This window comes from Prosthecobacter sp. Pr1 (assembly GCF_057652315.1).
The window spans coordinates 87,231-101,366 of record NZ_JBYFBS010000005.1; the positions used below are offsets into that span (position 1 = coordinate 87,231).

At 58.6% G+C, this 14,136-nt stretch carries 14 protein-coding genes; 8 read left to right on the forward strand and 6 right to left on the reverse strand.

Translation table 11 applies throughout. From position 1 onward, the window contains the following. Positions 1-73: 73 nt before the first annotated feature. The 6 genes from AC24GY_RS09975 (at position 74) to AC24GY_RS10000 (ending at position 8,852) form a co-directional block, all read left to right on the forward strand. Entirely contained in the window at positions 74-895 is an 822-nt protein-coding gene (locus AC24GY_RS09975; protein WP_487682469.1) for an RnfABCDGE type electron transport complex subunit D, read from the forward strand. Next, on the forward strand, positions 892-2,196 hold the full coding sequence (locus tag AC24GY_RS09980; protein ID WP_487682471.1) for a DUF2330 domain-containing protein: 1,305 nt from the start codon (positions 892-894) through the stop codon (positions 2,194-2,196). The genes AC24GY_RS09975 and AC24GY_RS09980 overlap by 4 nt, the downstream gene beginning before the upstream one ends. Positions 2,197-2,257: 61 nt before the next feature. Beyond that, entirely contained in the window at positions 2,258-4,606 is a 2,349-nt protein-coding gene (locus AC24GY_RS09985; RefSeq protein ID WP_487682473.1) for a DUF1592 domain-containing protein, read from the forward strand. 413 nt (positions 4,607-5,019) lie between these two features. Next, positions 5,020-6,351, forward strand: a complete 1,332-nt coding sequence (locus AC24GY_RS09990; protein ID WP_487682475.1) for a sensor histidine kinase — start codon at positions 5,020-5,022, stop codon at positions 6,349-6,351. Between the two features lie 20 nt (positions 6,352-6,371). Then, complete coding sequence (locus tag AC24GY_RS09995; protein WP_422320536.1) at positions 6,372-6,839, forward strand: response regulator; 468 nt, start codon at positions 6,372-6,374, stop codon at positions 6,837-6,839. Between the two features lie 21 nt (positions 6,840-6,860). Then, the gene (locus tag AC24GY_RS10000) at positions 6,861-8,852 is read left to right on the forward strand and encodes a hybrid sensor histidine kinase/response regulator (protein ID WP_487682477.1); all 1,992 of its coding nucleotides are present in this window, start codon (positions 6,861-6,863) and stop codon (positions 8,850-8,852) included. A gap of 29 nt (positions 8,853-8,881) precedes the next feature. Here the strand turns inward: AC24GY_RS10000 and AC24GY_RS10005 are convergent, their stop codons facing one another. Together AC24GY_RS10005 and AC24GY_RS10010 are read right to left on the reverse strand one after the other, a co-directional pair. Further along, positions 8,882-9,175 (reverse strand): hypothetical protein, encoded by a 294-nt coding sequence (locus tag AC24GY_RS10005; protein WP_422320538.1) that lies wholly within the window; start codon positions 9,173-9,175, stop codon positions 8,882-8,884. Then, positions 9,172-9,429: a hypothetical protein gene (locus tag AC24GY_RS10010; protein WP_487682479.1), complete on the reverse strand. Its 258-nt coding sequence runs from the start codon at positions 9,427-9,429 to the stop codon at positions 9,172-9,174. The genes AC24GY_RS10005 and AC24GY_RS10010 overlap by 4 nt, the downstream gene beginning before the upstream one ends. Before the next feature lie 99 nt (positions 9,430-9,528). Here AC24GY_RS10010 and AC24GY_RS10015 point away from each other — a divergent pair, with 99 nt between their 5' ends. Continuing rightward, a complete protein-coding gene (locus AC24GY_RS10015) occupies positions 9,529-10,626 on the forward strand; it encodes an MGDG synthase family glycosyltransferase (RefSeq protein WP_487682481.1) in 1,098 nt (365 codons plus the stop codon). Between the two features lie 9 nt (positions 10,627-10,635). Continuing rightward, a complete protein-coding gene (locus AC24GY_RS10020; protein ID WP_487682483.1) occupies positions 10,636-11,031 on the forward strand; it encodes a (deoxy)nucleoside triphosphate pyrophosphohydrolase in 396 nt (131 codons plus the stop codon). Here AC24GY_RS10020 and AC24GY_RS10025 read toward each other — a convergent pair. Genes AC24GY_RS10025 through AC24GY_RS10040 form a run of 4 tightly spaced genes read right to left on the reverse strand, consistent with a single transcriptional unit; the run spans position 11,015 to position 14,136 of the window. After that, entirely contained in the window at positions 11,015-11,632 is a 618-nt protein-coding gene (locus tag AC24GY_RS10025; RefSeq protein ID WP_487682485.1) for a thermonuclease family protein, read from the reverse strand. The two genes, AC24GY_RS10020 and AC24GY_RS10025, sit on opposite strands and share 17 nt — an antisense overlap. A 29-nt stretch (positions 11,633-11,661) precedes the next feature. Next, positions 11,662-12,357: a 7-carboxy-7-deazaguanine synthase QueE gene (locus AC24GY_RS10030; RefSeq protein ID WP_487682487.1), complete on the reverse strand. Its 696-nt coding sequence runs from the start codon at positions 12,355-12,357 to the stop codon at positions 11,662-11,664. Then, complete coding sequence (locus AC24GY_RS10035; protein ID WP_487682490.1) at positions 12,351-12,794, reverse strand: hypothetical protein; 444 nt, start codon at positions 12,792-12,794, stop codon at positions 12,351-12,353. The genes AC24GY_RS10030 and AC24GY_RS10035 overlap by 7 nt, the downstream gene beginning before the upstream one ends. A 1-nt stretch (position 12,795) precedes the next feature. After that, positions 12,796-14,136, reverse strand: coding sequence for an aspartate aminotransferase family protein (locus AC24GY_RS10040; RefSeq protein WP_487682492.1), 1,341 nt, complete (start codon positions 14,134-14,136; stop codon positions 12,796-12,798).

A 14,136-nucleotide genomic window follows, 5' to 3' on the forward strand; every position in this document is an offset into this window, starting at 1 on the left:
CTGCACTGCTGACCTCTTTTAGGACGATTCTTTATTTTACAAAGATGGATGCCTGTGTTGCTATAAATCGCTCATGATTCTCGATCCGCGCCATTACCAAATCGCCGTGCTCAGTTCCCTGCTGCTTTATGGCATCGTGGGACTGGACTTTGAGATCACGGTGACGCGTGCAGCGATGATTTTGGGAAGCGTGGTGGGATGCCAGTGGCTGTGTTCCAGCTGGATGAATCTTCGGTTTGAATGGCGCAGCGCGCTCATCTCCGGGATCTCCCTGTGCCTGCTGTGCCGCTGCAGCGCGTGGTGGCTGGCGGTGCTGGCCGCGTTCATTGCCATCGGCTCCAAGTTTACGCTGCGCTGGCGTGGTAAGCATGTCTTCAATCCCACCAACTTTGCCCTCGTGCTGCTGATGCTGGTGAGTGACGGGCGCGTGTGGGTGAGCCCGGGCCAGTGGGGCAATGTGGCGTTCTTTGCGTTTCTGATGGCCTGCCTCGGCGGGCTGGTGGTCACACGGGCCAGACGCGCGGATGTGGCGCTGACGTTTCTTTTCTCCTGGATCGCGCTGCTGATCGGACGCTCGCTGTATTTGCATGAGCCGATGACGATTCCCCTGCACCGCCTGCAAAACGGCGCGCTGCTGCTGTTTACCTTTTTCATGATCTCCGATCCGCGCACCACGCCGGACTCCCGAGCCGGGCGCGTGGTGTTTGCCGTGCTGGTGGCGCTGGGCGGGTGGTGGTGGCAGTTCCGCATGTTTGGCACCAATGGGCTGCTGTGGTCGCTGGCGGTTTGCTCGCTGCTGACTCCCCTGTTCGATTTTCTGCTGCCCGCCGGGCGCTACTCCTGGCCGGGCGACTCCACACCCGACAAACTTGAGATCAATCCCGCCACCGCATGAAACATCCTCTTTTGATCCTGCTCACCACCGCATTGCTGCCGGCCACCGCCTCCGCCTTCTGCGGCTTCTACGTCGCGCGTGCTGACAGCAAACTTTACAACCAGTCATCGCAGGTCGCGCTGGTGCGGGATGGCAAGACCACCTCCATCACGATGGCCAGTGATTATCAGGGAGATCCGAAGGAGTTCGCGCTGGTGATTCCTGTGCCGACGGTGATCGACAAAGAGGATGTGAAGGTGGTGGAGAAAGCACTGCTCGATCATCTGGATGCCTACTCGGCCCCGCGTCTTGTGGAGTACTGGGACCCGGATCCGAATGAGTCTTTCGCGCCGAAGAACCCTATTGCGCCTGCACCCATGATGGAGGACTCGCGCGCCAAACGCATCTTCTCCGACGGTGCGCGTGCCCGCGGAGTCACTATAGAGAAGCAGTTTACCGCAGGTGAGTACGACATCCTGGTGCTGTCCGCCAAGCAGAGTGACGGGCTGGTGATCTGGCTGAATGAAAACAGCTACAAGATGCCCGAAGGCGCTGAGCCGGTGCTGGACAGCTACATCCGCCAGAACATGAAATTCTTTGTGGCGAAGGTGAATATGGAGAGGCAGGCCAAGGAAGGCCGCACATGGCTGCGCCCGATTCGAGTGAGCTTCAAAAGCCGCAAATTCATGCTGCCCCTCCGGCTGGGCACGGTGAACGCCAAAGGGCCGCAGGACATGATCGTGTATGTGCTGAACCGCAACGGGCGGGTGGAATCCACCAATTACCGGACCATCCAGATGCACACAAACAAGAACGTGCCGGAATTCATCAAGGCAGACTTCGCCAACTTTTACCGCGCCATGTTCGACCGCGTGGTCGAGAGCGAGAAGATGAGTTCCGTCATCACCGAGTACTACTGGGACATGGGCTGGTGCGATCCCTGCAGCAGCGATCCCGTCCCCCTCAAGGAACTCCGAGAGCTGGGCTGCGACTGGCTGAAAGGCGAAGACAATGCACGCCCCGAGCAGGGCAGCACATTCATCACCCGCCTGCATGTGCGCTATGACAATGCGCACTTTCCCGAGGACATCGTCTTTCAGGAAACGGGAGACCCTCAGTTCATCCAAGGCCGCTACATCATCAATCATCCTTGGCGCGGCAAAGCAATAACCGAGGAGGCCAAAGCCTATTTCAAAGCACTGCCCAAACGATTTGCGGAAGAGGCAGAAACGGCCGCCCGGCTCACTGGCTGGCCCATTGAGGGAATCCGGACCAAACAAGCAGCCTACAAGGACACCTCCAAGGAGCCCAAGGAACCGTAAGCCTGATGAAAGAGGGTTGCGGTGAAGGGATTATTCTCTTAGCCAAGTTTCACCCCCTTTCATGGCTCAAACATCCCCCCATTCTCGATTTGCCTGGCTCACGCTTGGCCTGCTGACGGCGTACGCTCCTGCCGCAGAGCATCCCGGTGCCGTCATTTACCAAAAGATGTGCCAGGAGTGCCACGGCGCCAAAGGCCAGGGGGTGAAGGACAAGTTTGACGATCCCCTCACCGGCGATCTCACCCTTGATGCGCTGACGCGCAAAATCGAACGCACCATGCCGGAGGACAAGGAAGGCACCTGCGTGGGGGAGGACGCCAAACAGGTGGCCGCCTACATTTATGAGTCCTTTTATTCCGCCGCAGCACAGGCCCGCAGCCAACCGCCAGATCAGGACCTGAGCCGCCTGACCATCTCTCAGTATCGCGCTTCGGTGATGGACCTCATCGGACGCTTCCGCATGGGCCCGGGATTTGACCGCCCCGTCAATGCCGAGGCAGGCTTGAAAGCCAATTATCGCGGCGTCGAACTGCCTAAGCCCGGCGAGAAGGCGGTGGATACCACGCCGAAAGACGGCATCAAAGCCAAGCGCCCAAACTACAAGTTTGAACGTGTCGATCCGCAGGTGGCCTTTCACTTTGACGCAGGCAGTCCGGACAATGCGAAGATGGAAGCCGAGCAGTTTCAGGACACCTGGGAAGGCAGCGTGGTTGCCGAAGAAACGGGCGTTTACGAATTCATCCTGAAGACCGAAAACGGCGCACGCCTGTGGATCAATGACACCACCGAAAACGATGCCCTGATTGATGCCTGGGTGAGCGCCGGCCCCACCGTGCGCGAGGAAAAGAAAAGCATCTTCCTCGTCGGTGGCCGCGCCTACCGGCTGCGGCTGGACCATTTCAAATTCAAGGAGCAGTCCGCCTCCATCGAACTCCTGTGGAAGCCGCCCCATGGCGTCACAGAGATCATCCCTCAGCACGCGCTGCGCACCGACCGCCCACGCGAGCTCATGATCGTGCGCACCAACTTTCCAGCCGACGACCGCAGCGTGGGCTATGAGCGCGGCACCTCCATTTCCAAAGGCTGGGATCAATCCGCCACGGAGGCTGCCATCTCCACCGCCGAACACGTGGAGGAAAACCTGAACGAACTCGCCGGCACCAAAGCTGACGCGCCAGACCGCCTGGAGAAACTCAAGAAGTTCGCCTTCACCTTCGTCGAGGCCGCCTTCTGCCGCCCACTCACAGATGAACAAAAGCAGCTCTACGTGGAAAAACTGTTCACCTCCGCCAAGAGCCCGGAGCAGGCCGTGAAGCGCGTGGTGCTCTTCACGCTAAAGTCCCCGCAGTTTCTTTACCCCGAACTGCGCGAAATCGAAAAGCCCGACGACTTCGCCTTTGCCTCACGTCTGGCCCTGACGCTGTGGGACTCCATCCCTGACAAAAAACTCATGCAGGCAGCCACGTCAGGCAAACTGCACACTCCCGAGCAGATCCGTGCTGAGGCTCAGCGCATGCTGCCAGACCCGCGCACGAAGGCAAAGCTGCACGGCTTCTTCCACCACTGGCTGGAACTCGAACGTGCCGAGGGCAATGCCAAGGACTTGAAGATCTTCCCCGGCTTTGATGACAGCGTGCTGGCAGACCTGCGCGAATCCCTCTTCGAATTTCTCGACCAAGTCGTCTGGAGCCCTCAGTCCGACTACCGCCAGCTCTTGCAGGCCGATTACCTGCTGCTCAACGACCGCCTCGGCAAATTCTACGGCAAGCCAGTGCAGGGCAGCGACTTCCAGCAGGTGGCGTTTGATCCCAAGCAGCGCGCCGGTGTGGTCACCCATCCATACTTGCTCTCCTCACTGGCTTCCAGCCGTGCCACCTCGCCTATCCATCGCGGTGTCTTTCTCACGCGCAACATCGTCGGCCTCTCGCTGCGTCCCCCACCCATGGCGGTCACCTTTGATGAGAGCCACTTCAATCCGAAGCTGACCATGCGCGAAAAGATCACCGAGCTGACGCGCAACAAGACCTGCATGTCCTGCCACTCCACTATCAACCCGCTCGGCTTCAGCCTTGAAAACTTCGATGCCATCGGCCGCTGGCGCACGCAGGACAACAACAAGCCGGTGAATCCCGCTGGCGAATTTGCCGATGACGAAGGCAAGGTGGTGCACCTGAGCGGTCCGCGCGACATCGTGAACTACGTCGCCAGCAGCCCCTACGGCCATCGCGCCTTCATCCGCCAGCTCTTCAATCATTTCGTCAAACAGCAGCCGCTGGCCTATGGGCCGCAAACACTGGAAGATCTGCAGAAAAGTTTCGCGGCATCGAGCTGCAATGTGCAGAAGCTCCTCGTCGATCTGACACTCTTGGCCGTGCTGAATGGCAAGGACATGGGCGCGGCGACCCCGTGATCATCCTCGATCATTGAACGAGCGTCTGAGGAAGAAGTGATCCGTCAAATCCGGGCGTTATCATCACCTCTATCCCATGAACATTCGCCATTAGCAGCGCGGCCAAGCCGGGACCAATCATTGGGAGATCTGGCAACTTGGATTACCACTTATCACCTGCGCCCAAAAATGCATAAGCATAGCCTTAGATCATTGAGGATCACACAACTGTAACAATTATCAGCATGTATAAGGATATGATGTGGAGCACATTTTTGCCAGCCCACATATTGAATGCCTCTGCTGCTACATCACAACAATGACTCGCAAGGCAAACCCACGTCCGTTGTTTATCTCGATCCAGATCGTCTGAATCCAGAGCAACTGAAAGCTCAGGAAGGCCGCTTCACCATTTGGCACCAGTTCTGTTTCGTATGAGCTCTAAAAACTCATACGTTCATTCGTTCATGGTGCTGCTGGCCACCGCGGTTTTGATGACCGTTTACCAGTTCATCAAGATGTGGTTTTTTCCAAAAATCACCCTCTGGCAGTCGCATGCCATGACGATTGCAGTCTCAAGTACTCTGGCAGCGCTTGGAGCCTTCTATGTCTCACGTCAGAATCAACGGCTGCATCGCCGCGCCGACGAGGAAACCTCCGCCCGCCAGCAGGCTGAGGCCGAACGCGAACGCTTCTTCACCCTCTCACTTGATCTGCTGTGCATCACCGGAACGGACGGCTTTTTCAAGCAAGTCAACCCGGCCTTCACCCAGACACTCGGGTACACATCCAATGAAATGCAGGCAAAGCCCATCCTGGATTTTGTCCATCCGGAGGAACATGCCAGCACACTCGTTGCAATGGAAAAACTCAATCGCGGCGAACGAACCATTCATTTTGAAAACCGATATCAGCGCAAAGACCGCTCATGGCGTTGCATTTCCTGGAAAGCCCAGCGAGAGGCCGAACGAGGTCTGACCTATGCCACGGGCCGTGACATTACCGAACAAAAGGAAGCAGACGCGAAGATTGCACGGCTCAACGCGAACTTAAAGCATCAAACCGAACAGCTGCTCGAAGCCAACAAGGAGCTGGAATCCTTCTCGTACTCGGTATCCCACGACCTGCGTGCGCCTTTGCGGCACATTCAGGGCTATGTCGAAATGCTGCAAAAACACATCGACGGCCAGTTGTCAGAGAAAGCCCGGCGCTATCTCAAAATCATCAACGAAGCGAGCACGGAAATGGGCCAGCTCATTGACGATCTCCTCGCCTTCTCCCGCATGGGCCGCATTGAAATGAGTGAAGGCTCGGTTGAACTAAACACCCTTTTGCAGGAAGCCCTTCACGGGCTTGAGCCAACGACTCAGAATCGAAACATCGAGTGGAAGATCGCACCGCTGCCCGTGGTCACCGGAGATGCGGCTGTCCTCAGGCAGGTGCTGGTCAATCTGGTGGGCAACGCGGTGAAATACACCCGCCCGCGCGATCCGGCCCTGATCGAAATTGGCACGGCTGGTGAGGAGGATGGACGGCTCATCCTGTTTGTGCGCGACAATGGCGTGGGCTTCGACATGCAGTACGCGCACAAGCTCTTTGGCGTCTTCCAGCGGCTGCATCGCGCGGATGAATTCGAAGGCACGGGCATCGGCCTGGCAAACGTGCGCCGCATCATCGCCCGGCACGGCGGCCGTGTCTGGGCGGAAAGCAAACCAGGTGAAGGCAGCACCTTCTACTTCACCCTGAAACGATCAACGAATTCATAGCATTCAACCCGACCCAATCCATGTCACACCTCCAACGAATCCTCCTCGTCGATGACAGTCCACGCGACACTGAAATGGCGCTGGATGCGCTGGCCACCTACAATCTGGCCAATGAAGTGGTCACCCTGCGCGACGGTGCCGAAGCACTTGACTACCTGTACAGGCGCGGCCCGTTCGCGGACCGCACCAACGAACAACCAGCCGTCATCCTGCTCGACTTGAAGATGCCCAAGGTCGACGGACTGGAGGTGCTGCGTCAGATCAAAGGTGACCCGGACCTCAAAGTCATTCCCGTGGTCATGATGACTTCCTCGCGCGAAGAGCAGGACCTGGTCAAGAGCTACCATCTGGGGGTCAATGCATATGTGGTGAAACCTGTGGGCTTCCATGAATTCGTCGAAGCCGTGAAAATGGTCGGCGGGTTCTGGGCGATGATGAACGAACCGCCTCCGTGCAGCGTGCAGCCCAGCCATGAAGTGAGAAAGTAATCGCAGAGCCAGGCCGACACCATGCACGCTCCATCCACGCCCACCCGAATCCTGCATCTCGACGACAGCCTGCGTGATGCCACGCTGGTGGCCGATCTGCTGGATGACAACGGTGTTCGTTGTGAGATCAGCCATGTCATGAGCCGCGGGCCCTATGAGCAGGCATTGGCACAACGGGGTCATGATTTGATTCTTTGTGACTTTAATCTTCCGGACTTCGACGGCCTGACTGCTCTGATCCTGGCCAGGGCAAGCTGTCCCGACGTTCCGGTCATCATTGTCTCTGGAGCGATCGAGGCCGAAGAAGCGGTCAAATGCCTGAAAGCAGGTGCCACAGACTACCTTCTCAAGCAGCGCTTGGAACGGCTCCCTTCGGCCGTCCAGCGTGCCTTGGAAGAATACCATGCGTTGAAACAGCGCAAGCAGGCCACCGAACACATCCGCCGTCAGGCCCGCCTCATCGACCAGGCCACCGATGCCATTTTTGTGTGCGACAAAAGCATGACACTCAGCTTTTGGAATCCCTCGGCCACGAAGCTCTACGGCTACACGCAGTCTGAGATCTGCGGCGATTCCGTGCTACGTGTGATATTCCGCGAACCCGAGGAACGGATCGGCGCTATTTTTCAAGAAGTGCTGCGCGTCGGTCAGTGGCATGGTGAGACACGCCAAAAGAACAAAGAAGGGCGTGCCTTGGTCGTCTTTTGTCAGCTCACTTTGCTGACAGACGCACAAGGCGTTCCTGACGGCATTCTCGCCGTCAATCATGACCTTACCGAAGCCAAGGCGCTGGAACAGCAGCTGCTTCGTTCACAGCGACAGGAAGCCCTCGGCGCACTGGCGGGCGGCATTGCACATGACCTGAACAACGCACTGGCCCCCATCATGATGGGAGTGGATCTGCTGAAAGCGAAGTATCCGGGCGCACCCGGCATCGTGGACTTGTTTGACAGCAGTGTCAGACGCGCCGCAGCCATGATCCGCCAGCTGCTTACCTTTGCCAAGGGCTCGGAGGGAGAACGCAGTCCCATTCAGGTCAACTACCTCCTCCAGGAAATGGGAGCCATCGTGGAGTGTACCTTCCCAAAAAACATCACCATCACGGTGGAGCGTGAAAAAAACCTCCCCCCGGTACTGGCTGATGCCACACAGCTTCATCAGGTTCTTTTGAATCTTTGCGTCAACGCCAGGGACGCCATGCCTTCGGGTGGCAGGCTCACACTGGCGACAAGGAAGGTGGAAATCAGCAGCGTGCATCCTGGCATGCCCCCCAATGCCAGGGTCGGTCTTTTTGTGGCAATCCAGGTGAATGACACAGGCACAGGTATTTCTGCGGAAATCCGCGACCGCATTTTCGATCCTTTTTTCAGCACCAAAACACCCGACAAAGGCACCGGACTGGGCCTGTCCACCGTCATGGGCATCATCAAGGGCCACGATGGTTTTCTTGAAGTGTCCTCCGCCCCCGGCCAGGGGACGACTTTCACCGCTTTTCTGCCTGCCGACGCTTCCGCCGCCGAGCCCGAGCAGGTGCCTCAGAAGAAGATGCCTTTTTACGGTCAGGGCGAAATCATCTTGTTCGTGGACGACGAAACGACGGTGCGGGAGATCGCCCGAGAAGTGCTGCAGCGCATGAATTTCCAGGTCGTGCTGGCCCGGGACGGTCTCGAAGCCTTGGTATGGCTGGCAGAGCATCCGTCTGTCCACGCCGTGATCACCGATTTGCACATGCCGAACCAGGACGGACTCTCCTTTGTGGGCATGCTCAGAAAAATCCTGCCCAAAATTCCAATCATCGTTTCCAGCGGTCGCCTGGAGGATGAGATCCAGAGCCAATTTAGAGCATTAGGGGTCACCAGCTTTCTGGATAAACCCTGTGATGAACACCAGCTTGCAGAAGTTCTCAGCCGCATCTTTGCGCCACCTCCAATGAAGTCCGCTCAGGTCTTTCGGACCCATCCGATCAATGGAATTTCTGAGAGTTCCGCCTCCTTGATGCCCCTGACTGCTTGAGCGCCGAGTGAAGCGGAGAGATCCCCCACTCACCCAAACAGCGGCATCAGAACGCCGACAACCAGGATGAGCAGCAGCACCAGCGCCACCCACCACCAGAGGTTCATGCCCAGCGGTTGCTTGGAGGTCTTGCCGCCAAACTCACGCGCCACGAAGTCATCATAGTCGAACTCGTCATCGGGCAGATCCAGACCATCCGTATGGGTGTCGCCGCTCCAGCCAGACTTCGCACAAGCTCCGCAGTCATCGCAAGCAGCGGCTCCTCGGGGCACCCACTCACCACACACCGGACACTGCCCCGGAGGCTTGAACCGGCCGCTCATGGCACCGGAATGGAGGAAGGTTGGCGGCAGAGAGGCCGATCGCTCGCCGCAAAGTGTGCAGGAGAGGCGTACAAACGGTGGAATGAATTGCTGTCAGCCATGCCGCCCAGATTGAGCAGCGGTGTCCAGCCTGCCTGCCGCGACTGATTTTCCAGTGCGCCTCGGCGCAGCGGCGTGAGCATGATCAGCACCACTGCGAGGGTCACGGTGGCTGCGAGCGTCTGGCTCGTGGTTCTGGCACGTTGCCGAGTCATGTTAAATCCTGATTATTAACAAATACGAAATAATGTCAACCCACGAGTTTGCCTGCCCTTTTCGCTTGTTTTCACTCGTTTCTCAGCCAGCGATGCGCAGTGATTTTGATCCTAACCGCAGGTTTTGGCGATGGGCATAACACCGCCGCACGCTCTGTGGCGGAGGCTCTGACCCGTCTGTGCCCCAATGAGAAAATCGAGACCAGCGATCTCATCAGCGAGTCCATGCCTCGCATATCCGATGTGTGCAAAAGCCTGTACCAATTCGCCATCACCCACTGGCCGGCCGGCTGGCGCATGACCTATGACCTTATGGGCAAGCCTTCCGTCACCGGGCCGGACGCCCTCTGGCAAACCGCCATGGTGAACGCTCTCAAAGCGCGCATCAAGCAAGAGCAGCCACGACTGATCATCAGCACTTATCCGCTGTATGCCATCCTGCTTGAGACCCTTTCCAAACAGCAGGCCGTGCCGCCGCTCTGCACCGTCATCACCGACTCCATCAGCGTGAACCGCGTCTGGGTCATGTCTGGCAGCGAGCTCTTCTGCGTGGCCGATGACGAGACAAAAAAAGTAGTCGTCGGCTACGGCGTGCCGGAATCAAAGATCCGCGTCACTGGGTTCCCTGTGGATCTCGCATTCACAGAGCCTCTTCCCGAGCAGCCACCGGTTTCGCATGCCCGCATTCTTTACCTGCCCTCCACAACTGGCCGACGCGTCGCAGCCACGCTGGAGGCGCTTAAGCCCCTCTTCCGCAGCGGCGTCACGATGACCCTGCCCGTTGGCAAGCACGACAAGCGCCTCTACCACGTCCTGCGGCGCTTCATGGACTCCATGCCGCCCGGCACCATCGAGATCATCGGCTGGACCAAGCGCATTCCGGAATTTCTGCGCACGCATGACGTCGTCATCTGCAAGGCCGGTGGTGCCATCCTTCATGAGGTGCTCGCCGCCAAAATCCCCGCCGTCATCGACTACGTGGTCCCCGGCCAGGAGGAGGGCAATGCCGAGATGCTCACCAAGCACGATGGCGGCATCGTCACCAAGACCGCCAGGGAAACCGCCGCCGCCGTCGAAAGCATCCTCACCAACAACAGCGCCGTAGGCCGCCGCATGCGGGCAAACATGGCCAAGATCAGCATGCCCGACGCCGCCGTGCGCACCGCCAAGGCCGCGCTGACCGTCGCAAAGGTCTGAGACACGCTCATGGAACCAGCTCCCCCCGTGCCCGTCGTCTGCGCCATCATTGTGCGTGATGAGCACATCATGCTCGCACAACGTCCCCCGGACAAAAAGCTCGGCGGCCTGTGGGAGTTTCCCGGTGGCAAAGTCGAGCCCGGTGAATCCGCCGAGACCGCCCTGCACCGTGAACTTCAAGAGGAACTCGGCTGCACTGTGCGCATCACGCAAACCCTCACGCCCTTCGTCCACGCCTACGACTGGGGCAGCATCGAACTCATCCCCTTCATCTGCGAACTCACTCCTGAAAGCTCCGAGCCCCATCCTCATGAGCACACCGCGCTGGTCTGGCTGGAGCGCACCCAGTTACAAAGCTACAATCTCGCCCCGGCGGATGTGCCGTTGCTCACGGGTTTGATGTAGAAGGCACCGGCTTCGGCTTCCCCCACGCACCGCGCTTCCCGGCTTTCGCATCTTTCTCCAGCGCACGCAGATGCGTTTCAAAGTCGAATTCCCCGCGACCATCCGGCATCCACGTCCCTTTGGTGTGAATCCGGCACAGTCCCGCCCTCACCAGCTTTTCAGAGAGTTCCTCGCCATCATCAAAAAACACCAGTGCATAGGAGCGGGCGCTGTCATAGACGCGCTCCCAGCGAGTCTGAATGGTGAAGCGCTGCTCATGCAGCAGTTTCTCAGTGAAGACCTTCGCATCCAACCCCAGGTGCTCCGTTTGCGGAATGCTCAAGCCCCCGAAATAAGCAGCCTGATCCTTCAGCCGGTTTTTCACCAGCGGATACAACCGCTTTTCCGGACAATCGACAAAGTACAATCGCAGCACATGCTCGCCGCCTTCGTACGCTATCCTAAAGCTGTCGCCATCATTGCCAGAATCCTCGACAAGCTGAACATCGGCCAGCGTCACAAACCGGCTCTCCGCTTCCGGCGACTGGGTCGACACCGGTTTGTCGCGGTAATGATTCCAAGCCTGCAGCAGCGCGAGAGACAGCCACAGCAGCCACCACAAAAATCGCGACCCGCTCGACGACCGCCGTTTCATGTCCCGCGTTTGTTGCCAAACAGATCAATGTGCAGCCTCGGAGAGTAACGCCAGCCCGTGCGCTTGCACACATCCACCAGCCAGGCCTGCCGCGCCTTGAGCGCCTCCTGGGTGATACCCTCCGGCATCAGCAAAATCTTCTCCGGCGGCACCGACACACCAATGGACGTCACCACCGCGCGCACTTCTTCCACGTCCGCCTCTGTGGCGACAACAAACTTGAGCTGGTAGTCGTAGCTCTCGCACCACGCACGCAGCACTTCCGGCTGCAGACGTAACTGCTCATGCTTCTCCGCCCATGCCTTGCCAGCCTTCGCTTCGCTCGGCGTGGAATGCGCCAGCTTCGGGCTGATGGAGGCCAGATCACAGGCCACGCCCTGCGGCGCGATCGTGCCTGCCGTTTCAATGGTGATATGCTTCCCCGCTCCCCGCAGCTGAGCCAGCAACTCCGGCATCCCTTTCGCCACCATCGGCTCGCCGCCGGTGACGACAACAAAGCGCGTCGGCTCACGCTGCACCACGGCAACGATTTCCTCCAAGCTCATCTCGACACCTTCCGGCTTCCACGAGGCATACGGCGTGTCACACCAAGTACACCGCAGATTGCAGCCGGAAGTCCGCACAAACACAGAAGGCACGCCCACGAGCGAGCCTTCACCCTGCACGGAATAAAAGGTCTCGGAGATCAGCATGGCTCCAGAGTATTGCTAGATTTGAAAGGATAACAAACCGCCAGAGCGCAGACCAAAACCGAGAACCCCAAATAACCTAGCAAAAGGCTCTGTGAATGTGGATTTTGCACCGCCCCGCGTACCGCGACCCAGTCCATGTAACCCATACGAATGCCAGTCAGATAAACAAACCATCCAAGCCCAAAACAACACAAAGCCGAGGCCAGTGAGAAGCGATGGAATCGGTGATCCACAAGAGGTAGGCGCGAGGCGATCCAAACGACCGGAGCAAAAAACAGGGAGGCTGTCTGCGGTGATATTTCACCATGCAGGCAGTCTTCCCAAGAATACCAAATGCCCAGAAGAATACCCAAACAGGAAATCGTCGCGATCAGGAGTGATACAGGCGAGGTCTTCACCTCGCCTGGAAAGGCAGCATCACTCTGATCATGACTCATATCACGGGGCTTTCCACTCCGCCGCATGGCGGGCAAAGGCGGGCGCGGCACGTTGCAGGGCTTCATCAATGTCCGCCTGGGTATGAGCCAGACTGATGAACCACAGGCCGCGCTCGATGGCGCGCACACCCTCTTCAAGAAGGCAGCGGCGCAGATGGGCCCAGCGCGGCGCATCCTGACGCAGGGCGTAGTCACGGTAGTTCGTGATCGCCCCCTCCGGCGCACCAGGCTTGAGCATGGTGGCATGAAAGACGAGGCCGGGCCCCTGCGGCTGCAGCGGGATGTCATGCTGCGCAGCCAGTTTGCTCAAACCCGCCATCAACTGCTCGCCGAGCGCAATCATGGATGCAGGATGCTTGTCACCGAGCGCAATCACCTCATCCAGGCACCACTTCGCAGCGGAAAGGCAGAGCGGGTTCGCATTCAAAGTGCCCGCATGCACGACCTCGCCACTCATGATCTTGGCAAACATCTTCTCCTTGCCCACCAGCGCGGCAAACGGCACACCGCCACCGATGGCCTTACCGAGGATCGTCAGATCGGGCGTGAAGCCATAATACGACTGCGCGCAGCCCGCTCCAAATCGAAAACCGGTGATCGTTTCATCCGCGATCATGACGATGCCGTTCTCATCACACAACTCACGGATCGTTTCGAGCATGCCAGCGACCGCAGGCATGCAGCCCGTGTTGCACAGCACCGGCTCAAAGATGATCGCGGCGATCTGATCGTGATGCTCCGCCACCCGCTGACGCAAATGCGCAGGATCATTCCAGCGGGCCACGACAAAGGTGTTCAGCACCTCGGGAATCACCCCTTTGCTGGGATGCAGGCGGGAGGGATCGTCCTCGGTTCCCCACTGTCCCGGAGGTGGCGCATATCCAACAAGGCCCTCATCTCCCCAGCCATGGTAGTGACCTTCAAACTTCAAAATCATCGATCTGCCGGTGTGTGCACGCGCAAGTCGCAGCGCTGAAAGCACCACCTCGGTCGCGCTGTTGTTGAAGCGCACGCGTTCCGCACCCGGGATCATCTTCTGCAGCCTCTCGGCCACCTCGATCTCCAGTTCGCTCTGCGCAGCCCAGTGCGTGCCTTTGTGCGCCTGGGTGCCAATGGCATTGGCCATTCCTTCCGGCGCGTGACCGTAGAGGATGGCCCCCTGCCCGATTTGGAAGTCGATGTACTCATTGCCATCGACATCGAAAAGACGCGAGCCTTTGCCGTGGTCAAAATAAAGAGGCACCGGCACCTCCATCTTGCGGATGCCGCTGTTGACGCCACCTGCGATGCTAAGCTGGGCGCGGGCGAAGAGCTCCGCGGATTTCGGAAAAGTGTAGGACAT